General features: G+C 68.6%; 19 protein-coding genes. 7 read left to right on the top strand and 12 right to left on the bottom strand.

Features of this window, described 5'->3' with window-relative positions; translation table 11 throughout:
• Positions 1-45: 45 nt before the first annotated feature.
• The gene (locus ACZ5MC_RS16710) at positions 46-1,086 is read right to left on the bottom strand and encodes a hypothetical protein (protein WP_306601609.1); all 1,041 of its coding nucleotides are present in this window, start codon (positions 1,084-1,086) and stop codon (positions 46-48) included.
• Positions 1,087-1,210: 124 nt separating this feature from the next.
• Here ACZ5MC_RS16710 and ACZ5MC_RS16705 point away from each other — a divergent pair, with 124 nt between their 5' ends.
• The 6 genes from ACZ5MC_RS16705 (at position 1,211) to ACZ5MC_RS16680 (ending at position 8,226) form a co-directional block, all read left to right on the top strand.
• Positions 1,211-1,564 carry an STAS domain-containing protein gene (locus ACZ5MC_RS16705; RefSeq protein ID WP_306601608.1) on the top strand — a complete coding sequence of 118 codons (354 nt, stop codon included), beginning with the start codon at positions 1,211-1,213 and terminating at the stop codon, positions 1,562-1,564.
• Positions 1,565-1,999, top strand: a complete 435-nt coding sequence (locus ACZ5MC_RS16700) for an ATP-binding protein (protein ID WP_306601607.1) — start codon at positions 1,565-1,567, stop codon at positions 1,997-1,999. It abuts the gene before it with no gap.
• A 103-nt stretch (positions 2,000-2,102) separates the two neighbouring features.
• Entirely contained in the window at positions 2,103-3,632 is a 1,530-nt protein-coding gene (locus ACZ5MC_RS16695) for a tetratricopeptide repeat protein (protein ID WP_306601606.1), read from the top strand.
• A complete protein-coding gene (locus ACZ5MC_RS16690; protein WP_306601605.1) occupies positions 3,629-5,209 on the top strand; it encodes a PP2C family protein-serine/threonine phosphatase in 1,581 nt (526 codons plus the stop codon). Before ACZ5MC_RS16695 ends, ACZ5MC_RS16690 begins: the two co-directional genes overlap by 4 nt.
• A gap of 63 nt (positions 5,210-5,272) precedes the next feature.
• On the top strand, positions 5,273-6,076 hold the full coding sequence (locus ACZ5MC_RS16685; protein WP_306601604.1) for a zinc metalloprotease HtpX: 804 nt from the start codon (positions 5,273-5,275) through the stop codon (positions 6,074-6,076).
• An 11-nt stretch (positions 6,077-6,087) separates the two neighbouring features.
• The gene (locus ACZ5MC_RS16680; protein WP_464516311.1) at positions 6,088-8,226 is read left to right on the top strand and encodes a protein kinase domain-containing protein; all 2,139 of its coding nucleotides are present in this window, start codon (positions 6,088-6,090) and stop codon (positions 8,224-8,226) included.
• A 104-nt stretch (positions 8,227-8,330) separates the two neighbouring features.
• Here the strand turns inward: ACZ5MC_RS16680 and ACZ5MC_RS16675 are convergent, their stop codons facing one another.
• The 10 genes from ACZ5MC_RS16675 to ACZ5MC_RS16630 form a co-directional block, all read right to left on the bottom strand.
• Positions 8,331-9,599, bottom strand: a complete 1,269-nt coding sequence (locus ACZ5MC_RS16675) for a hypothetical protein (protein WP_464516310.1) — start codon at positions 9,597-9,599, stop codon at positions 8,331-8,333.
• A gap of 116 nt (positions 9,600-9,715) precedes the next feature.
• The gene (gene ychF / locus ACZ5MC_RS16670; protein WP_306601601.1) at positions 9,716-10,816 is read right to left on the bottom strand and encodes a redox-regulated ATPase YchF; all 1,101 of its coding nucleotides are present in this window, start codon (positions 10,814-10,816) and stop codon (positions 9,716-9,718) included.
• 42 nt (positions 10,817-10,858) lie between these two features.
• A complete protein-coding gene (locus ACZ5MC_RS16665; protein WP_464516309.1) occupies positions 10,859-11,734 on the bottom strand; it encodes an aldose 1-epimerase family protein in 876 nt (291 codons plus the stop codon).
• Between the two features lie 38 nt (positions 11,735-11,772).
• On the bottom strand, positions 11,773-12,906 hold the full coding sequence (locus tag ACZ5MC_RS16660) for a pyridoxal phosphate-dependent aminotransferase (protein WP_306601599.1): 1,134 nt from the start codon (positions 12,904-12,906) through the stop codon (positions 11,773-11,775).
• A gap of 72 nt (positions 12,907-12,978) precedes the next feature.
• The gene (gene clpP, locus ACZ5MC_RS16655) at positions 12,979-13,575 is read right to left on the bottom strand and encodes an ATP-dependent Clp endopeptidase proteolytic subunit ClpP (protein WP_306601598.1); all 597 of its coding nucleotides are present in this window, start codon (positions 13,573-13,575) and stop codon (positions 12,979-12,981) included.
• Positions 13,576-13,637: 62 nt separating this feature from the next.
• Positions 13,638-14,645 carry a glycoside hydrolase family 3 N-terminal domain-containing protein gene (locus tag ACZ5MC_RS16650; protein WP_464516308.1) on the bottom strand — a complete coding sequence of 336 codons (1,008 nt, stop codon included), beginning with the start codon at positions 14,643-14,645 and terminating at the stop codon, positions 13,638-13,640.
• 1 nt (position 14,646) lies between these two features.
• The gene (locus ACZ5MC_RS16645) at positions 14,647-15,540 is read right to left on the bottom strand and encodes a response regulator (RefSeq protein WP_464516307.1); all 894 of its coding nucleotides are present in this window, start codon (positions 15,538-15,540) and stop codon (positions 14,647-14,649) included.
• Positions 15,537-16,970, bottom strand: coding sequence for an HD domain-containing phosphohydrolase (locus ACZ5MC_RS16640; protein WP_306601595.1), 1,434 nt, complete (start codon positions 16,968-16,970; stop codon positions 15,537-15,539). The genes ACZ5MC_RS16645 and ACZ5MC_RS16640 overlap by 4 nt, the downstream gene beginning before the upstream one ends.
• Before the next feature lie 32 nt (positions 16,971-17,002).
• Positions 17,003-17,563 (bottom strand): DUF4136 domain-containing protein, encoded by a 561-nt coding sequence (locus ACZ5MC_RS16635; RefSeq protein WP_306601594.1) that lies wholly within the window; start codon positions 17,561-17,563, stop codon positions 17,003-17,005.
• Between the two features lie 18 nt (positions 17,564-17,581).
• Positions 17,582-18,664, bottom strand: coding sequence for a VanZ family protein (locus ACZ5MC_RS16630; RefSeq protein ID WP_464516306.1), 1,083 nt, complete (start codon positions 18,662-18,664; stop codon positions 17,582-17,584).
• Between the two features lie 512 nt (positions 18,665-19,176).
• Between ACZ5MC_RS16630 and ACZ5MC_RS16625 the strand changes: the two genes are divergently transcribed.
• Positions 19,177-20,478 carry an IS701 family transposase gene (locus ACZ5MC_RS16625; RefSeq protein ID WP_306598195.1) on the top strand — a complete coding sequence of 434 codons (1,302 nt, stop codon included), beginning with the start codon at positions 19,177-19,179 and terminating at the stop codon, positions 20,476-20,478.
• Positions 20,479-20,877: 399 nt separating this feature from the next.
• Here ACZ5MC_RS16625 and ACZ5MC_RS16620 read toward each other — a convergent pair whose 3' ends face one another.
• The gene (locus tag ACZ5MC_RS16620; protein ID WP_464516305.1) at positions 20,878-21,405 is read right to left on the bottom strand and encodes a GNAT family N-acetyltransferase; all 528 of its coding nucleotides are present in this window, start codon (positions 21,403-21,405) and stop codon (positions 20,878-20,880) included.
• Positions 21,406-21,419 lie beyond the last annotated feature (14 nt).

Below are 21,419 nucleotides of genomic sequence, written 5' to 3'. Positions count from 1 at the left end.
AAGGATTTACCATGATTCGAGCCCCGTGTCACCAGGAAGAATGGCCTAGTGCGCGCCCCAGGGAGCCGGCCCGAGCCGGGAGGGGTCTCCCGCGCATAGCTGCTGGACAACCGTTTGGTAGAAAATCTGGTGCTGGTTTTCCAGGTCCAGGCCGTATCTTTCCACGAACGAGGCCCGGCTCCGGTCCAGCTCGTCCCGGAGGACGGGGTAGAGGCTGCCTTCCTGCTGGGCCTGGGTGACCTTGGCGGGGAAGTAGAGCTCGATGTCGCCCACCAGCACCCGGGCGCTGCGTTCGGCGTTCATGCGCACGCGGGGGTCCAGGAGGGCCCCCTGGGGCTCCGCGATGGCATCCGGGATGCGCTGGGTGAGGGTGGAGGGGTGGGATTCCACCGGCGCGGACCGCTCCTCCTCCTTGACGCCCGCCAGGTAGGACAGGCGCGCCTCGGCGCAGAGCGCCAGGGCCCGCACGTGGCTGGGGTGGTCGATGGCGTCCTGCAGGCCGCTGTCCACGAGGAGCAGCGCCACGGTCTTCCTGCGCAGGCGCAGGGGGAGGATGAGGATGTCCCGGGCTTGGAAGCGGCTCAGGGGGGCCAGGAGAGCCTGGTAGGCCGGGCCGGGGCCGGCCACGAGGCGGGCGCGGCCGCCGAGCAGCTCCTCCAGGTCCGCGGGGGGGACCACCGGGCTGCCGGCTTTGGGGGATTCGCCGTCGAAGCCCCGGTGGGCGTAGACGGTGGCGATGCCCTGCTTGAGGACGAAAAGGGCGCTGCGCTCCACGAAGAGCTGGGTGGCGTCCAGGAGGTGCTTGAGCACCTCGCCCTGGGTGTGGGCGTCCTCCATGAGGTCCAGCCCGGCGCCCAGGTTCCCGTCGGTCGCCGGGACGGCAGGGGGCGGTTCGGGAGCCACCACCTGCACGGGTTCGGGCACCGGCACGGAGGCCAGGATGGAGGCCACCAGGGCGTCGTCCGGCGCCAGGTGCCCGGTGGCGTCGCTCCAGGCGAGCATCACCTGCTCGAGGAGGGCCTGCTGCCGGGTGTCGACCCATTGCTGCAGCAGATTCTTCAGAGAGGCCTGCACATTCTCGTCCATGTCGTTCCCGATTTGAGGCAATGGTACCCCAAAACCCGCCCGGCCAACCCCCGGCTGGCAATTATTCCGCCGGGGCGATAGGATTCACCCAGGATTCCAGGGCCCCAACAGGGAGTGAACAGGCATGGCCGATCTTTTGATCCAGGTGCGCGAGGTGGACGGTGTCGCGGTGATGCGGCCCGAGGGCTTCATCAACGCCCATACGGTCCGGATGTTCGAGGAAGCCCTCGAAAGGCTCGTGGCCGAAGGACGTTTCACCATCCTCCTGGACTGCCAGGCCCTCAACTACATCAGCTCGGCCGGCCTGGGGGCCATCATGGGCCTCATCGAGACGGTCCGGGACAACGGCGGGGACATCCTCCTCTGCAACCTCCACGAGAACGTCTTCGCGATCTTCGACACCCTCGGGTTCACCCAGCTCTACCGGGTTTTCCCCACCGAAACCGAAGCCTTCCAGGCCATGGGCGGGAAGGGCTGAGTGCGGGCCGCTCCCGATCCCGAGAGCTTCCGGCTGGTCATCCCCAGCCAGACGCGGTACCTGAACCTGGTCACGGGCCTGGCCAAGCGGGCTTCGCTGGTGGCGGGCATGGACGACGCCACCGCCGCCAAGGTCTCCATCGCCGTGGACGAGGCCGTCACCAACGTGATCATCCACGCCTACCGGGGCGAGAGCACCCACCAGGTGGAGATCGAGCTCCGCTTCCGCGAGGAGGCCCTGGAGATCCGCATCTGGAACACCGGCACCGGTCTCCACGACGAGGATGTGGTGTTGCCCGACCCCAAGGAATACGTCAAGCACCCCCGCAAGGGCGGACTGGGCCTCCTGCTCATGAGCCGTTTCATGGATGAGATTCATTTCAAGGACACCGACGGACGCAGCGAGTGCTGCATGATAAAGCGCACTCCCGCCTGATTCGTGGGATTATCAGGGTCTGGATACGCAACCGGCGCACGGCCATGCTCACCAGGGAGGCCAGGCAGTGCTCTCATTCGTCAGGAACCTGAAAATCGTCATCATGTGTCTCGGGTTCCTTGCTGCCCACGCCCAGCCGGGGGAACCCTCGGTCGAGTCCATGAAGGCCGCCCTGCCCACCCTTACCGGCCGGGCGCGGATGGTGGCGCTTCTGGATCTGGCCAACAGCACCGAGTCGGCCTCTCCCCAGGAGGCGCTGGCCTATGCCGTGGAAGGGCTCGCCCTGGCCATCCAGCAGGGGGACCGGGAGAAGGAGGCCGCCTTCCTCACGTCCACCTCCTTCTGTTCGGGCCAGTCCGGCGACTACCCCAAGGCCATCGATTTCGGCAAGCGGGCCCTGGCCCTGAGCACCCAGCTGGGCGACAAGGAGCGCATGGCCAAGGCCCACAACGCCATGGCGATCACCTACACCTTCATCGGGTCCTACAGCCAGGCCCTGGACGAGGCCATCGAATCCCTTCGCCTGCGCGAGGAGCTGGGACTCGAGAAGGCCGTGACCCAGTCCCTGAACCTCATCGGGGTCGTGTACCACAACAGCGGCCAGTACGATCAGGCGATCGAATACTACGAGCAGATCCTCAAGCGGATCGAGCAGCACCCGGACAACAAGAGGCTCATCCTCACCCGGCTCAACATCGGCTTCTCCCAGTTCAAGATGGGCCGGCTGGACGACGCCCTCGCGAACCACCTCGCCGCCTTCGCCCTCTCCCGGGAGACGCGGGACGACAGCTACCTGGCCTACAACTACATGAACCTCGGAATGACCTACTCGGAACTGCGGCAGTTCGACCAGGCCCGGGAGTACCTCCGCCTGGCCCGGGCCCAGTACGGGAAGTTCAACCACCGCCATGGCCTCGTCCAGGTGATGAACGTCACGGCGCGCATGCACCTGCTCTCGGGTTCCTATGCGCAGGGGATCCCCATCGCCCGGGAGGCCGCCGCGCTTGCGAAGGTGATCAACGCCCGGGACGAGCTCAAGCGCAGCTATGAGCTGATCTCCGAGCTGCACGAGAAGAAGGGCGAAACCGCCGAGGCCTTCCGCGCCTTCAAGCAGGCCATGGAGATCAAGGACTCCATCTACACCATCCAGGAGAGCAACAAGATCGCCGAATCGACGATGAAGATCGTGACGATCAAGAAGGACAACGAGATCGAGGCCCTGAAAAAGCAGCGGGTGATCTCCTCGCTCCAGCTGGAGCGGAACCGGTACTTCCTGGCCGTGCTGGTGCTGGGCCTGGGCACCTTGGCCACCGCCATCGTCGCGCTGGCCATCTACAACAAGAACATGCGCCGGAACCGCCGGACGCTGCAGGCGTCCAACGCCGAACTGGCCAAGATCAACCTCGAGCTCCAGGACCGGATGAACGAGATCAAGACCCTCAGCGGCCTGCTTCCCATCTGCGCCCAGTGCAAGAAGATCCGGAACGACCAGGGCTACTGGACCCAGCTGGAGAGCTACGTCTCCGAGCACACGTCGGCCACCTTCTCCCACGGCATCTGCCCCAACTGCGCCGAGGACCTCTACCCCGAGGCCATGGACCGGATGCGCAAGAGGACCGAGACCCGCCCATGACCGATCCGGCCGGCTTCCCCCCCTTCGAGCGCCTGCGGGAGCTGTGCACCCGCATTCCCGAAGGCACCCAGGAACTGCTGCCCATCATCGACTTCCTGGAAACCTTCCCGGCCCAGGCCACCGAGGAGGATCTGATCCACCTGGTGGGGGTGACGGCCCTGGGCATCGCCAAGGCCCCCCAGGGCGGCATCTGGAACGGGACCCGGTGGATCTTCCTGCGGGGCAACGCCTCGCCGTTCCCCACCCACCCGGGCCCGGGGTGGACGAGCCTGCCCTGGGCCTACGGGGAGGAACCCTACGGCTTCCTGGTGGTGCGCACCCCGGAAGTGCCCGCCGCCCTCACCCTCCTGCTGTCCATTTCCGCGCCCCTCCTGGCCTGGCGGCGCCTGGAGGCCAACCGCAGCGACCAGAACCGGGCCCTGGCCCTCCAGCTGTCCCGGCTGAACACCCTGTTCGACCTCACCCGGAACCTCGGGGAGGTGGAGACCCGGGGCGAACTCATCCGCCTCATGGCCAACACGCTGGCCGGGGAGTTCCACATCCAGCGCCTCCTGGTGGTGGGCGCCGACGGCACCGTGATCCACAGCCGGGGCCTGGGCAAGCTGCCGCCGGTCCTGGAGGGGGAGAGCATCAACGGGCTCGTGGAGGAGAAGGGCCTCGTGCACGCCGTGGAGCTCCGCGACCAGGACCACAGCCACGGCTTCGCCTACGCCGCCGAGCCCGCCCAGGGCAAGCTCAACGACGACGACGAGCTGTTCTTCCAGACGCTCCTGAACATCACCTCCACCCAGCTGGGCAGCCTCGAGCTGCGGGAGACGCGGCTCCAGGCGATGAAGCTGGAGAAGGACCTGGAGCTGGCCCGCAACATCCAGCGCCGCATCCTCCCCAAGCGCCTGCCCGAGCCCGAAGGCTGGCAGTGCGCCGCCGCCAACCTGCCCTACCAGGCCGTGGGCGGCGATCTCTACGACCTCTGGATGGCCTCCGACCTGGACCGCAGCCCCCGGCTCCATCTCGCCCTGGCCGACATCTCGGGCAAGGGCCTGCCGGCGTCCCTCATGATGACCCAGCTCTCGGCCTTCCTGCGGGCCATGGCCGACCGGCGCGTGGTGGACTGGGGCGCGCTGGCGCTGCGCCTCAACGAACGCATGAACGAAGTGCGGGACCGGAACCGGTTCGCCACCCTCTTCATGGGCAGCCTCAACCCCGCCACCGGCGATCTGCGCTACGTGAACGCCGGGCACAACCCGCCCCTCCTGGTGCCCGGGGACGGGCGCCCCCTGGAGCATCTGCAGCCCACGGGGCCCATGGTGGGCCTCCTCCCCGGCGCGGTGTTCAGCGAAGGGCGGGCCACCATGCATCCCGGCGATACGCTGGTCATCTTCACGGACGGCGTGTCCGAGGCCGAGAACCTGGCGGGGGAGGACCTGGGTGAGGAACCGCTGGTGGCCACGGTCCTGGAGAACCCCGGCGCCAGCGCCGACGAGCTCTTCGAGCGGCTCCTGACCCGGACCTTCAAGCACCTGGACGGGGCCGGCTTCAAGGACGACGTCACCCTGGTGGTGATCAAGCGCCTCTGAGGGATAATGGGGGCACGGGAGTGACGCATGAATAGTATTAAAACATTCATACTGATCATGATCATGACGGGCGTGCTGGTTTGGGCGGGCGGCCTGCTCTACGGTGACATGGGGATCGTGCTGGCCCTGGGCTTCGCGATCCTGATGAACGGCGTCAGCTATTTCTTCTCGGACAGGATCGTCCTCGCCGCCTACCGGGCCCAGATCGTCGGCCCCGCCGACGCGCCGGAGCTGTACGCCATCGTCGCCAACCTTGCCCAGCGGGCCGGCCTGCCCATGCCCCGGGTCGCCATCATCCCCGACGAGACCCCCAACGCCTTCGCCACCGGACGCAACCCGGACCACGCCGTGGTGGCCGTCACCGAGGGCCTCCTCCGGGCCCTGTCCCGTCCCGAGCTGGAGGGCGTCCTCGCCCACGAGCTGGGCCACGTCAAGCACCGGGACATCCTCATCGGCAGCCTCGCCGCCGTGCTGGCCCAGGCCATCATGCTGCTCTCCCGCATGGCCTTCTGGTTCACCCCCCGGCGGGACGACGACTCCGGCAGCCCCCTGGTGGCCATCCTGGTGATGATCCTGGGCCCCATCGCCGCCCTCCTCCTGCAGATGGCCGTCAGCCGCTCCCGGGAGTACGAGGCGGACGACTACTCCGCCCACATCACGGGCCGCCCCGACCAGCTGGCCTCGGCCCTCGGCCGGCTGGCCGCGTACAACCAGCAGGTGCCCATGCGGGACGCCCAGCCCGCCACGGCGCACATGATGATCGTGAACCCCCTGCGGGGCGGCGGGATCCTGTCGCTCTTCTCGACCCACCCGCCCATGGAGAAGCGCATCGAACGGCTCAATGCCATGGCGATCCAGATGCGGTAGTGTAGGAGCCGATGCGCGAGCGGATCGGCAAGTTCGAGATCGTGAGGATGCTGGGGCACGGCTCCATGGGGGAGGTGTACCTCGCCAAGGACCCCCTCCTGGACCGCGCCGTGGCGGTCAAGACCATCCGCCTGAACGCGAGCTTCGCCCCCGACGCCAACGCGCGCTTCGAGCGGGAGGCCCGGTCCGCGGGATCCCTCAACCATCCCAACATCGTCACGGTCTTCGAATTCGGCGAGGACGAAGGCACGCACTTCCTGGCCATGGAATACGTGGACGGCGAGGACCTGGGGGCGGCCATCCGCTCCGGGGCGCACAGCCGGGAGGACCTGCTGGAGCTGCTGGCCCAGGCCTGCGACGGGCTGGCCTTCGCCCACGAGCACGGCATCATCCACCGCGACATCAAGCCCGCCAACATCCTCGTGAGCCGGCTGGGCCGGAAGGCCCAGGCCAAGCTCATGGACTTCGGCGTGGCCGGGGTGGAGCAGTCGGAGCTCACCCAGAAGGGCAACTGGATGGGCACCGCCAGCTACATGGCCCCGGAGTATCTCGACACCGGCAAGGCCCTGCCCGCCTCGGACCTCTTCGCCATGGGGGTCGTGCTCTACGAGATCCTCACCGGGGGGCGCAGGCCCTTCGCGGGCGAAACCCCCGCCTCCATCCTGGGCGCCATCCTGGGCCGGCCTCCGGCGCCCTTCACCCCGGCGGAGCTGGCCGGACTGAGTCCGGCGCTCCTGGCCGTGGCGGACCGGGCCCTGGCCAAGGCGCCCGGGGAACGATTCCCGTCCGCCGAGGCCCTGGCCGAGGCCATCCGGGAGGCTGCGGCGGCCCCGTTCCCGAAGCCCGCGGACACCGCCGGCCTCCGCACGCTGATGGTGGGCAAGGGCGGGAAGGCGCAGTGCATGAGCCTGCGGGTGGCCTTGCGCCAGGCCGAGCCCGGCACCCGGATCGTCGTCCTGCCGGGCGTGTACCGGGAGTCCCTCGTCGTGGACAAGGACGTGACCATCGAGGGTCAGGGGGAGGCCTCGGAGGTGGTGATCGAGAGCCCCAAGGGCCCCTGTCTGGCCCTGGACGCCGGCGACGTCAGGCTTTGCGGGCTCACGCTGCGCAGCGCGGACTCCGCCGCGGCCCTGCTGGCGCTGCGGGGCCGGATCGTGGCCGAGGGCTGCGCGTTCGACGTGGCCGGGGGCCCCGCCATCCAGATCGCGGGCGGCGCCGTGGACCCGACCTTCCTGAAGTGCTCGGTCCGGGGCGCGGCCCCGGCGGCCGTCCTGGCCGAGGCCAACACGCTGGCGCGCCTGGAGGCCTGCGATCTGGCCGGGGACTTCCTGGCCGCGGTTCGGGTGGGCGCAGGCGCGCGGGTGCTGCTCAACGGCTGCAGGCTGACCAACCCCCCGGGCGTGGGCGTCCACCTCCTGCCCGGCGCCCAGGCCACGCTGGAGGACTGCCAGGTCTCGGGGCAGGCCGCCGGCGGCATCGAGGTCGAGGCCGAGGCCCGGGCCGAACTGCGCCGCTGCCGCGTCATGGACTCCCGCTCCATCGGCGTCCTGGTCCTGGAGCGGGGCCAGGCCACCCTGGACGATTGCGACCTGGGGGGTCATGCCCTGAGCGCCGTGCACGGGGCCTACGGCGCCACGATCACCTTGCGGCGCTGCCGCATGGCGGGCAACTACGGGCTGGGCAGCTCGATCATGGACCAGGGCCTGCTCGCCATGGAGGACTGCGAACTCTCCGGCAACCAGGAACCCGCCGTGGTGGTCCACAACGGCGCCACGGCGCAGCTGAAGTCCTGCAGGATCTTCGACGGCAGGTCCTTCGGGGTCGTCTGCTCCTGGCGGGGCCGCGGGGTTCTGGAAGGCTGCGAGATTTTCGGCAATGCCGGCACCGGCGCCAAGGTCGAGCCCGGGGGCAGCCTCCTCCTGGTGCGCTGTGACCTTCGGGACGGCAAGGACACCGGCATCCTCCTGCTGGAGGACGCCGAGGTGACCCTGGAGGAATGCGTCGTGCACCGCAACGCCCGGGGCGGGATCCTGCTGGCCAAGGACGCCTCCGACCCCATCCTGCGCGGCGGGAACCGGCTGCAGGACGACCTGATCCGCACCACCGCCAGCGGCGAGCCCGTGAAGGTCGCGCCGGTGAGGAAGGCCTGAACCCGGCCGGCGCTTCCTCCGAGGGGGGGTGCAGGCGCCAGGCATCGCCGGTATCCTCGCCTCCCACAAGGTCCGGGGGCGAGGGGCCCAGACGGCATCCGGGACTATTCCGCCGGATCCCGGTCCAGCATGGCGTCCAGGGTCGCCAGGGACTCCGGTCCCACTTCCGTGGACACGAACCGGGTGAGGTCGGCCTGGGCCAGCAGCAGCGTGGGGTCCACGGCATCGCAGAGGATGGCGGTGGGGATGCTCCCGAGGCCCGCGACCTCGGCCTCGATGGAGCGCACGGCCTCCAGGGGCTCGGCGTCACCGGCGTGGGCCACCGCGAGGTCCACGATGCACAGGCGGGGGGCATGGCGGCGGGGCTCCCCGGCGGCCAGGGCGGCCAGCTGGGCCATGGAACCGGCCACCTGCAGACGGAGGAAGCCCGCCTCCCGGAGGCGCAGCTCAAGGGCGTCGCGCTGGGGGCCTTCGGGCATGACCAGGCCCACGGTGGAGGTGCGGCGCCTCAGGCGGCGCAGGATATCGCCCGCGGCCACCTGCGCGTCCGGAGGGGCCCCCTCGCCAGGCAGGAGGGGACGGCCGTCCGGACGAAGGGCCACGGCGCCCCCCTCCGAGCGGGGGCCGCCGCCCCGCTGCAGGCGGTCGCGCACCTCCAGCGCGGCCTGGATGAGGGCCTCCTCCTCGGGCGTCAGGGACGTGAAGGCGAGCCCCAGGACCAGTTCGTTGCCGCGCTCGGTGGCGTGGGTGGAGAGGCCCCGGGCCTCCAGGAGGTGGATCCGGGGGAGGTCCTGCACCCGGATCCGGGGGAAGCCCTTGCCCCGGTCGAAGATGGCGGTGGAGGGCGGGATCCGCACCCCGGTGTCGAGCCGGATGATGCGGTCCACCCTCAGCGCCAGGCCGCCCAGGCCGATGTTCACCAGGGGCCCGGCCACCCCCAGGCCCGGTACGCCGGAATCCTGGAGGATCACGTAGGCGCTCTCCCGGGGCCGGAAGGGGTAGCGCTTGTGGACGCGGCGGTCCGAGAGGAGAAGGTAGGCGGGCCGCTCGAAACGGTACTGGAGGTAGCCCTCCCGCCCCTGGAAAGTGATGAAACCTTCGTAGCGCTGTTCCCCCGACGCGCAGAGGAAGTGGAAGACGGCCCCCACCAGGAGTTCGTGGGGCAGGGGCCGGACCAGCTTGAGGACGAGGCTGCCCTCGTCCCAGTTGAGCTTCAGGATGGAGCAGAAGTAGGGCAGGGTGCTGGTGCCTTCCACCTTGATGGGGAATTCCGCTTCCAGGTCGAAGAGCTGCTGGAACACGTCCCGGAGGATGGCGGGATCCTCGATGCGGGTGCCGGAATCTGCGGGTTTGCCTGCCTTGAGCTTTGCCATCACCTGTTCAGCCTGTGGCCACGCGAACGGTTCGTCAACTTGATGGAACCCATTGTGTTCCCCAGAGTGTAGTTCAAATCCTGAGGGTTCGCTGGGACGCCGGGGAAAGGAAATCCTCAGACGTTGAAGAGGAAGTGCATCACGTCGCCATCCTTGACGATGTATTCCTTGCCCTCGGAACGCATGCGTCCCATTTCCTTGGCGCCCTGCTCGCCCTTGTGGGTGATGAAGTCCTCGAAGGCGATGACCTGGGCCCGGATGAAGCCCTTCTCGAAATCGGTGTGGATCACCGCGGCGGACTGGGGGGCGGTGGCGCCGATGGGAATGGTCCAGGCCCGCACTTCCTTGACGCCGGCGGTGAAGTAGGTCTGGAGGTTGAGCAGCCGGAAGGAGGCCGTGATCAGCCGGTTGAGCCCGGGCTCCTTGAGGCCGGCCTCCTCCAGGAAGAGCGGGCGCTCCTCCGGGCTCAGCTCCTGGATCTCGGCTTCGAGCTTGGAGCAGATGGGGATCACGGGGCACCCGCGCTGGGCCGCCGCGGCCTCCAGGGCCGCATAGTGGGGGTTGGCCCCGGGGTCGGGGATGTCGGCCTCGGAGATGTTGCCGACCAGGAGCATGGGCTTGAGGGTGATGAAGCCGAAGGACTTCACCAGGGCGAGCTCCTCCTTGTACATATCGGCGGTGGAGGCCCACTCCCCGCGGTCCAGGGCGCCGTGGACCTTCTCCAGGGCCGCCACCAGCTGCTGGGATTCCTTGTTGCCGCTCTTGGCGATCTTCCGGTGGCGGTCCAGGGCCTTCTCGGCCCCGTCCAGGTCCTTGATGATCAGCTCGGTGTCGATGATGGAGAGGTCCCGCGCGGGGTCCACGCCGCCCTCGACGTGGGTGACGTCCCCGTCCACGAAGCAGCGCACCACCTGGACGATGGCGTCGGTCTCGCGGATGTTGGCCAGGAAGGCGTTGCCCAGGCCCTCGCCCTTGCTGGCGCCCCGCACGAGCCCGGCGATGTCCACGAACTCCTGGGAGGCGGGGAGGACCCGCTGGGGGACCACGATCTCGGCCAGCCTGTCCAGGCGGGAGTCCGGCACGTCCACGACGCCGGTGTTGGGTTCGATGGTACAGAAGGGATAGTTGGCCGAAGCGGCCCCGGCCCGGGTCAAAGCGTTAAAAAGGGTGGACTTACCCACATTGGGAAGGCCCACGATTCCGCACTGCACTGCCATTCGGTCTCCTTCGACTAATCCTCCAGTGTCCCAGGCTTGGGCTCAGCCGGGAAGCACTCGTACCGAATAGGCCGATGTCGTGGTGGCCCCGGCCCCCACCTGGAAGATACCGGGCTTCTCGCTGAACTCCCCCTCGAAGGCCGCCGGGCTGGCGAAACCCCGCCAGGGCTCGATGCACACGAAGCCGGCTCCCGGCCGGGTCCAGATGCCCAGCTGGGGGAAGCCCTCCCAGCTGACCTCCACCACGGGCGTGCCGGGGGCGGAGTAGCGCAGGAACCGGCTCTCCACCGGGTTGAAGATGAGGGCGTCCTCCTGGAAGACCTCGTCCCGGAGGGCGAGCTCCCGGTTCCTGAGGGGGCTGGGCTGGTTGCCGGCGCCCAGGAGGCCCCGGGCGTCCAGCACGGGCAGGAAGGCCATCTCGGGCTTCTCGAAGACCATGCGGTGGGCTTCCCGGGGGATGTCGGGGTGCAGGGGCCAGCGGAAGGCGGGGTGGGCTCCGAGGCTGGCGAAGAGGGCGCTCCCGCCCGGGTTGTGCAGGTCGTACTGCACCCTCAGCTGGTTCCCGTCGATGCGGAAGGTGACGCACAGCTCGAAGGGGAAGGGGTAGGCGGCCCGGGTGGCCTCGTCGTCGCAGAGGCGCAGGGTGACGGAATGGGCGGTGAGGCGCTTGAGGGCCCACTCCCGGTCGCGGGCGAAGCCGTGCCGGCCCAGGGTGTGGGCCTTGCCCTTGTGCTGGAGCCGGTCGCCCTTGAGCGCGCCGACGATGGGGAAGAGGTTGGGGGCCTGCCGGGCCCACACGGCGGGGTCGCCGTCCCACAGCAGGTCCGTCCCGGCGCCGGTCTGGAGCCGGCAGAGCTCGGCCCCCGCGGTCCGCACCGAGGCGCGGAGCAGGTCACCTGCGATGTGGTAGGTGCCCAAGGAGGCCTCCCGATCGGACATCATAGGCCCGGGAGAGCCTACCGGCAACCGCAGCCGGCGTTGTCCAGCACGGGCGTGGCCGCCGCCCAGAAGGCCTGCATCTCCTCGGGCTTGCCCAGGGTGACCCGCACGTGGTTGGGCAGGTCGTAGGCGTGCATGGGGCGCACGATCACCCCGGCCTTGAGGAGGTCCTTGAACATCTCCATGGCGGGCAGGACGCTCTCGAGGAGGATGAAGTTCCCGGCCATGCCCGTGGCCTTGCACCTGTGGTTGGCGGCCTCGGCGAAGAAGGCCTGGCGGGCCTCGGCGTTGCGGGCGCGGGAGAAGGCCTCGAAGGGATAGTCCTCCACCGCCGTCTCGGCGGCCACCTGGGCCAGCATGTTGGTGTTGAAGGGGCTGCGCACGCGCTCCAGGAGGGCGATGAGCTTGAGGTGGCCGATGCCGTAGCCGATGCGCATGGCGGCCAGGGAGTGGATCTTGGAGAAGGTGTGGAGCACGAGGAGGTTGCTGCGCTCGTCCAGGAAACTCGTGGCGTCGGGGTAGGTCTCCGGATCCTCGTACTCCGAATAGGCCTGGTCGACGACCAGCAGGATGTCGTCCCGGAGCTCGCGCACCAGGCGCGCCAGCCCTTCCCGGCCCAGCATGACGCCGGTGGGGTTGTTGGGGTTGCCCAGGTAGACGATGCGCGTGTCCAGCTGCACGGCGCCGAGGATCGCGTCCGCGTCCACCTCGGTGGGGCTGCAGGGGCACTCGATGAACCGGCCCCCCGCGGTCTGGGTGGCGATGCCGTAGATGGCGAAGGAATGCTTGGGGGCCACGCCGCTGCCGCCGCCCAGGAGCGCGGCCTTGGCGGCCATCTCGATGATCTCGGAGCTGCCGTTGCCCAGCATGATCTGGCCCAGGTTGAAGCCCCGGCGCCTGGCGATGGCCGAGCGCAGGTAGAAGCCGTCCGAGACGGGGTAGAGGCCCAGGCCCTCGTCCCGGCCCCCGGTGACGGCCTTGATGACGCGGGCCTTCACGGCCTCGCTGGGGCCCCAGGGGTTCTCGTTGCTGGCGAGCTTGACGATGGATTCCAGCCCGAGCTCCCGCTGCACCTCCTGGATGGGTTTCCCGGGGACGTAGAGGGGGATCTGGCGGAGTTGCTCGAATGCATGGTTGGACAGCAGAGTCATGGCGTGATCCTGTGGAGTAACCACTACCATGCCTCTACGCAACGGCGTAATGCGTCACAACCCGGAAGATTTTCAGGCCGGGCGTTCGGACAGGACGCGGTCGATGAGCCCATAATCCTGGGCCTCGTCCGCACTCATGAAATAGTCACGATCCATGTCCTTCATGACTTTCTTGAGGTTCTGGCCCGTGTGCTTGGCCAGGGCGGCGGCGAGGTTGTCCTTCAGGCGCTGGATCTCCTTGAAGGTGATCTCGATGTCCGACGCCTGGCCCTGGGCGCCGCCGGAGGGCTGGTGGATCATGATCCGGGCGCTGGGCAGGGCGAAGCGCTTGCCCTTGGTGCCGGCGGCCAGCAGGTGGGCGCCCATGGAGGCGGCCTGGCCGATGCAGTAGGTGACGATGTCGTTCTTCACGAACTGCATGGTGTCGTAGATGGCCAGGCCGGCGGTGACGCTGCCGCCGGGGCTGTTGATGTAGATCTGGATGTCCTTGTCCGGGTCCTCGCTCTCCAGGAAGAGCATCTGGGCCACCACCGCGTTGGCGACGGAATCGTCGATGGCGGTGCCGAGGAAGATGATGTTGTCCTTGAGCAGGCGGGAGTAGATGTCGTAGCTCCGCTCGCCCCGGGGGGTTTCCTCGATGACGATGGGCGGATAGTAGGCGCGTTCCATGGGTGCTCCTTCGGGCTTAGGATACTTGCGTTGGCTTCGGGCTGGATAGTCTTATTGCTAATTTATACATCAGCTTCCTCCCGGACCTCCTCCAGCCAGGCCTTCCAAAGGGCGGGCTGGAAGGGGCCGGCGTGGCAGTGCAGGAGCCGGCGCAGGCTGCGGAACCGGGCCGCGGCGGGGGCCCAGAGGGCCTCGGGCATGCGGGCCGCGGCTTCGGCGCAGGCCAGGGAGGCTTCGGGCGTCTGGCACACCAGGAGGGCCTCGTGGCCCGCCAGGAGGCAGTGGCGCACCTTGTCCTCCCAGCTCCACCCATCGGCGCCGCCCATCTGCAGGTCGTCGGGGATCCACCGGGCCTTCACGCCCCAGGGATTGCCGGCCACGCAGCGCGCGGAGAGGCTCGCGGGGAGGCCCTGGCTCTGGGGCACCTTGAGGTGGGCCACCATCACCAGGAGGTCGGCGTGGGCCAGGGCCCGGAAGGGCGCCAGGTTGGCTTCCAGCCGGGCGGGGTCGCTGGTTTCGGGCAGGCCCACGTGGCTGTCCAGGCGGGTGCCGCCCAGGCCGGGGAAGTGCTTGAGGCAGCCCCTTACGCCTTCGGCTTCGAGGCCCTCCAGGAAGGCGCCGGCGGCGGCGATGGTCTCCTGCGGGTCGGGGCTGGCGCAGCGCCCGCCCAGGGCCGAATCCGGCGCCGGGTCGTAGAGGTCGGCCACCGGCGCGAAGTCCACGTTGAAGCCCAGCATCCGCAGGCCCCGGCCCCACAGGCCCCCCCACCGGCGGCAGCCTTCGGGGCCTCCCGCCTCGAAGACCGCGCGCAGGCCGGGCGTGAGGCCCACCCATTCGCGCAGGCGGCTCACGGCGCCGCCCTCCTGGTCCGCGGCCACCGCCAGGGGTCCCCAGCGCTCCTGGAGGGCCCCGATCAGGGCGTGGCAGCGGGCGGGGCCCGCCACGGGGTGCGGGTCGAGGTTGCGGGCGAAGAGCACGATGCCCCCGGGCTGGAACCCGGGCTGGACCTGGACGGCGTCCAGGCCCGTGAAACCGGTCCAGAGCAGGCGGTGGGCGGGGGACCGGTCCACCTCAGCGCACCCGGGCCGCGTCCACCAGGGCGCGGGCGCGGCGGAGGCCGTGGAGCGCGGCCTCGAGCTGGCGCCGCCAGAGCAGGAAGGCCGGGGCCTCGGGGTGGAAGGAGCTCCGCTCCTCGAAGCCGATGAAGAGCGCGCCCAGCAGGATGCCGTTGGCCCGCAGGGGGATCAGGTGGCCATCGGGGTAGCCGCCCTCCCAGGCCCACTCCCGCCCCTCGTCCAGCTTCGAGGGGGGAGGCAGGCCGTGGGTGCGGGGTCCGCGGGGACCGCCTTCGGCCACCAGCTCCCAGGCGTCGTCGGGGGCGGGCAGGAGGGCCATGTGGCCGCCCGTGTGCCAGCGTTCCTGGAGGTGGTCCAGGAAGGCCCGGAGGATGGGGGCCTCGGAGGCCTCGGCCTGGGAGGCCAGCAGCAGCGCGTTGAGCCGCTCCATCTCCTCGACGAGTTCCCGGTTCTCACGCACCCGCGCCAGGACGCGGCCCTCCAGGTCCCGCTGGTAGTCCTGGAGCTGGCCCACCACCACGGCGTGGTCCAGGGCGCGGTCCAGCACCGCCTCGATCTCGGCCAGGCGGAAGGGCTTCTGCACGAAGTCGTAGGCTCCGAACTTCACGGCCCGGATGGCGGTCTCCAGGGAGGCGTAGCCGGTGATGACCACGCAGAGGGTGCGGGGGTCCCGGGCGTGCACCGCCGAGATGAGGTCGAAGCCCGTGGGGCCGCCGGGCATGTTGAGGTCCGTGAGCACCACGGGGTAGTGCCTGCGGGCGAGGATCGCCAGGGCCGTGTTGGCGTCGGGGGCGTCGTCCACCAGGTAGCCGTCGTGGGTGAGGGCATCCTTCAGGAAGGTCCTGAGATCCTCCTCGTCGTCCACCAGAAGGATCGGTTCGCGGATCATGCCCGCTCCGGCTCGGCCTTGATCTGCGTCATGGTCAGGTCGAAGATCCGGGCCTCCAGGAAGATGCCCAGGGCGTCCCCGTCCAGGAGCCCGGCCTTGGCCTCGTCCTCGAGGATCTCCAGGCTCCGGGGCACGGTGACGGCCACCTTGTAGGGGCGGTCCGCCGCCACCAGGGCGTCGTACACGTCGCAGATGGCCATGAGCTTGGATTGCGGCGGGATGGCCTCGGACTTCAGGGCGCGGGGGTAGCCCATGCCGTTGAGCCTCTCGTGGTGGGCGTAGGCGATGCCGGGCACGTCGGCCAGGGTGCCGGTCCAGGGGATCTGCTTGAGGAAACGGTAGGTCTTGTCCACGTGGCTGTTGATCTCGTCCCGCTCGGCCTTGGAGAGGCTGCCGCGGGGGATCCGCAGGGCGGCGATGTCGGTGGGCTCGAGGACCTTGGCGGGAGCGCCCTCCCAGTGCAGGAAGGCCAGGTCCTCCAGCTCGTCCATGGAGTCCACCACCTCCTGGGTGAGGAGCTTGGGCTCGTTGCAGCGCAGCACCAGGTCCGCGATGCGCTGGCTCTCGGCGCGGTGGGCGGCCATGAGGATCTCGAAGTAGCCCTCCTCGAAGGCCTCGTTGCGCTTCCAGGCCTCCTGGAGGCGCCGGGCCGCGGCTTCCAGGTCCCGCTGGTAGAGGCGCTGGAGGATGCGCTCCAGGCGCTCGGGCTCGAGCTTGCGGGCCTTGACCAGCACCTGCTCGCGCACGCCGACCTTGCCGAAGTCGTGCAGGAGGCTGGCGTAGCGCAGCTCCTTCACCTGGTGCTCGTTGAAGTGGAGGGGCCCGTAGGCGCCGGACGGCGTGCGGTTCACGGCCTCCGCCAGGCCCACGGTGAGGGTGGCGACGCGGTTGGAATGGCCCGAGGTGGAGGGGTCCCGCGCTTCAATGGCGAACACGGCCGCCTGCACGAAGCCCTCGAAGAGCTTCTCGATGTCGTCCTTGAGCTTCACCACTTCGCGTGTGCGCTCGGCCACCCGCTCTTCCAGGCCCGACTGGTAGGCCTCGTTCTGGCGCAGGGCCTTGTAGTGGTTCAGGGCCCGCTGGAGGCTGGCGTCCAGCTCGGCGAGCTTGAAGGGCTTCTGGATGAAGTCGTAGGCCCCGTTCTTGAGCGCCTGGATGGCGCTGTCGGTGGTGGCGTAGCCCGTCATGAGGATGCAGAAGGTCTTGGGGTCGATCTCCTGGATGGCCTGCAGCAGGTCCAGGCCCGAGAGGCCCCCGGGCATGTTCAGGTCCGTGAAGATGATGGCGAAGTGGCGGGTGCGCGCCATGTCCAGGGCGAGCTCGGCCGTCTCCGCGCCTTCGCACAGGTAGCCCATGCTCTCCAGCGCTTCCACAAGAAGCGTCCGGAAGTCCGATTCATCGTCCACGATCAGGATGTTATAGGTGTCCATAGGGGTCCTGGACCCCTATCCTACCCCAAGCTTCATTTCCGGGGGGGAGGGAAGCGGGAAAGCATCGTGTTTACCGCCTGGGAGACCTGCTGTTCGGCATCCTCGGGGTCGGTGAGGCCCGTGAGGGCCCCTTCGGCAACCGCCTGCCAGATGAGCTGGTTGGTCTTGTTGTCGACGATCTCCAGGATGATGCTGCCCTCCCGGTAGCGCCGGGCCTCGGTGAACTGGGTGCCCACCCCGTAGCCCCAGGGCCGCCAGTAGCCGAAGTGGGTGCCCACGGTGGTGGTGGTGTACACCGTGCCCTGGCGGTAGGCCGGGTAGTAGGTCACCAGCACGTCGGGCTCGGCGGATTTCTCCACCTTCAGTCCCTTGGCCGCCAGTTCCCGCTCCACGGCGGCCCGGACCCGGCGGTCCATGATGGGGTTGTTCACGCCGTCGGACTTGCCCTGGGCCTTCTTGCTGGCGGCATACCAGTCCCAGGTCTTGAAGGACGCATAGGAGGCGTGGGCATCGTAGTCGTACCTGACCGTGTAGGGCGTGCAACCGGCCAGCACGGCCAGGGTCAGGGGGAACAGGGCGCTTTTCAAGTTCATGGGAACCTCCGGACTGGACTATAGATGCGCCAAGGGAGTCAGAGGTTTAAGGATTCCCTGCTCCCAGACCATGAAATTACCATCGTGGGCCCAGGGCAGCGCCGTGCCGTTGCCCTCGACCTCATGGGAGTGGAAGTGCCCCGTGATGAAGGTTTTCCCCGCGTGGGCGGCGGCGGCGGCCCGGAAGGCCTCCCGGGGAAAGGCGAGCTTGTAGGCCCGGTTCGTGGTGCGCATGGACCGTTCGAGGCGGGCGGCCAGGGACCGGGCGGTGGAACGCGGCAGGGCCCGGGCCACCAGCCACATGACGCCGCTGCGGGAGACCAGGTTCCAGAGCCGGTACTGCCAGTCGGCGGCGTTGATGAGGTCCCCGTGCTCCCAGGCCAGCGCCTCCGCGGGCAGGCCGCCCCCGATGCCCTCGCCCATGAGGTCGAAGCGCCCGGACAGTCCGTCCAGGAAGTACTCCCGGTTGCCCAGCCAGAGTCCCACCCAGCGGCCCTGACGGCGCCGCTCGTCCACCCAGGCCAGGAAGGCCTCCTGCTGGGGCGACTCCATGCCCGGGATCCCCACCCACACGTCGAAGACGTCCCCCAGGAAGAGCCAGTCGGCCCCCGGATGGGCGGCGGTGGCCTCCCGCAGCCCCGTGAGGTCCCCGCTCCAGTGGGGGTCGGCCACCAGGACCAGGGGCGCCGAGGGGTCGGGCCGGCGGGGTTCGCCCCGGAGCCAGCCGAGGGAGGCCATCCAGCGGCGCCACATGAGCGGCAGGCACGAGAGGCCCAGGCCCAGGACCGCGCCGATGGAATCGGCCGCCCAGTCCAGGATCGACGCGTCCCTCCCCGGGACGAAGATCTGATGGATCTCGTCCGACATGCCGTAGAGGGAGGCCAGGGCGAAGATCGCCAGGTGGCGCCGGTAGGTGGGAACGGTCCCCCAGGTCCAGCGCGCGGCCACTTCCGCGGTCAGTGCCAGGGCCGCGAACTCCGTGGCGTGGGCGAACCAGTCCAGGGGGTGTCCCAGGGACACCGGCAGGGAGCTCCGGCTGCTGAGCCAGAAGGTGTTGAAGGCCAGGGCCAGGGGAAGGAGCCAGATCCAGGAGCGCCGCATGGGTCAATCCTAGCCGAACTTTCCGACCCGCCAGGTCTCACAGATCTGGATGGCCACAGGACGGATCCTGAAGCCGGGCAAGTCGTCTTGAGGAATTACGCGGATCCGGAATTTCGGCTCTTCACGGGTCTGAGTGAAGGCCTCGACCCACACTCACTCTGGCTTGTTTCTGGGGAGGACCCTGGATCGGCCTTTTGAAGGCCGTCATGACCCTCTTCATTCAGACACGTTGAAACGAAAAGCCTATCGCCGAGGCGCCGAGGGGCCGAGGTTCGCCGAGAATAGATCTTTTTTATTCTTCGGCGATCCTCGGCTGCCTCGGCGCCTCGGCGATAGGCTCTTCGTTGGAGTCCTCCGGATTCATCGGGAAACAGTCCGGCAGCAGTGAACTTCTGGCTCCTCAAGCGCATCGCCTACGGTTACCGGGATGAGACCTCCTTCTTCCTAACACTACTGTGTCATAAGTATTGACAGCCTCCCCGCCCTGCCTATCCTATAGGCTAGGGCTACCTATGGTTGAGACTGCCGAAAGCCGTGCGCGTTTCGATGCCTACGCCGGATTACTGGCGAAGGCGGCCGGCCATGCCGATCGCCGTGAGCCAATGGCGCTCTATTGCCAGGGTTTGATCCTGCCCGGGGATCGAAAAAGCGTTGAGCCGATGGCAGCGCGGTTGGACCCGGTGCACGTCCAGGCCCGGCACCAATCCTTGCACCACCTGGTGGCTCAAGCGGGTTGGAGTGATGACGCGGTTCTCCGGGTGGCCCGGGACTATGCTCGCGAAGCCATGGAGATCCAGGGGCCGATTGAAGCCTGGATTGTCGATGACACAGGTTTCCCCAAAAAGGGGACGCACTCGGTTGGCGTGGCCCATCAGTATTGCGGGCCATTCGGAAAGACCTCCAATTGCCAATGCGCCGTGAGCTTGTCCATGGCCTCCCGCTGGAGCAGTGTGCCCGTGGCGTTCCGGTTGTATCTTCCGGAGGCCTGGGCCAAGGACATGGAACGCCGTGCCGAGGCCGGTGTTCCCGAGGCGGTTGTCTTTCAGCCCAAATGGCAAATTGCGCTCGCCCTCATTGATGGTCAGCGCACGGACAAGGAACCTGACCTGCCCGTGCTGGCTGATGCGGGCTACGGCGACATTTTCGGTTTCAGGGAAGGGTTGACGGAACGGCACCTCGTCTACGCAGTGGGGGTCAGCAAAACCACGACCGTCTGGGCGAACGGCAATGGGCCGCTGCCCCCCAGAAAACCCGGCGGAAAGGGACATCCGGCCAAGAGACTGAGGAGGGATGATGAGCATCAGCCCGAGACGGTCAAAGCCCTGGCGGAGGCCCTGCCCAAGGCCGCCTGGGCGAAGGTGCCGTGGGGAGAGGGAACCCGGGGCATCATGGAATCCCGGTTCGCGGCGCTGCGCGTTCGTCCCGCTCATCGAGACAACACTCGAGCGGAAATGCACCCGGAGGAGTGGTTGTTGATTGAGTGGCCCGAATCCGAGCAGGAGCCCACCAAGTATTGGTTTTCGACCCTGCCAGAGGCCACGCCACTCCGGCAATTGGTCCGGGTCACGAAACTGCGCTGGCGGATCGAGCGGGACTACCAGGAGATGAAAGACGAACTCGGCCTGGACCACTATGAGGGCCGTGGATGGCGGGGATTCCACCATCACTTGAGTCTATGCGCCGCCACGTATGCCTTCATTGTGGCGGAACGAAGCCGCCTTTCCCCCCCTACGATCCAATCCATCTTTGGCTTCATTCACGCACCACCCCAGCCCGCCCCCCTTCCCAGAGGACACCGCGCCCTTCCGCCCTGAGCGGCATTCGCCCTATTCCATAACGACGCTACGTCGAAGGCTGGAGCGGATTCTCGTGGGTTCTCTCGCCTACTGTCCGACATGTGGGAAAAACCAAGGCGCCAATGTTATGACACAGTAGTGCTAAAGATCCGTGCGGCTTTCCCCGGTAATCCGTGAAGAACCGAAATTTCCGTTTTTTCATCCCCTGCATCCCGTCCATCCGGTTCATCCCCGTTCCCGAAGGGCCGTGGCCAGAATGGGGCGGCGCTTGCGGGTTGTTTGCGCGCCACCTCACCTCATCGTTGGCCCCGCTGGAACGGGGATGAACCGGATGCAGGGGGGAAGGACGGACCATGGGCTTACCCCGGTAGTGACAGCTGGGGGCGGGCCGGGAAATGGGGCGGCATCCGGCCCGCGTCACCCCTGCTTCCGGGCCATGACGATGGCTTCGCCCAGGTAGCCTGGGGCCGCCTTCCGGCCCACCTCGACGAACCCCTCCCTCAGCCAGAAGGCGTGGGCCCTGGGGTTGACGTCGAGCACCGCCAGGCCCAGGTGGGTGCATCCCCAGCCCGCGGCCAGGTCCTGGATCAGGGCCAGGGCATGGCGTCCCAGCCCCCTGCCCTGGTGGGCCTCGGCGAACAGCAGCAGGCCGATGTGGACGGTGCCGGGCTCCGGATACCCCCGAAGGAGTTCGGCGGCGCCCGCCAGTTCCCCGGCCAGGAAGAAGCCCAGGACCGATTTGTCGGCCAGGGACAGCCCCGGGGGGAGGGACGTGAGGGTCTCCACGGCCTCGCTGCCGTCGGGGTCCCGGCCATGGACGGCGCGGCTGTACCCGGGCGCCCTTTCGTGCAGGGCCTGGAGGGCAGCCACGTCGGCGGCCGCGTCCCGGTCCAGCCAGCGGTGGTCCGGGACGAGCGGGCGGCGGCAGACGGGGGTGGGGTTCATGGCGGGGCCTCACG

The sequence above is a fragment of the Mesoterricola sp. JemC181 genome (assembly GCF_055384585.1).
This window is presented reverse-complemented; position numbering and strand designations above follow the sequence as displayed.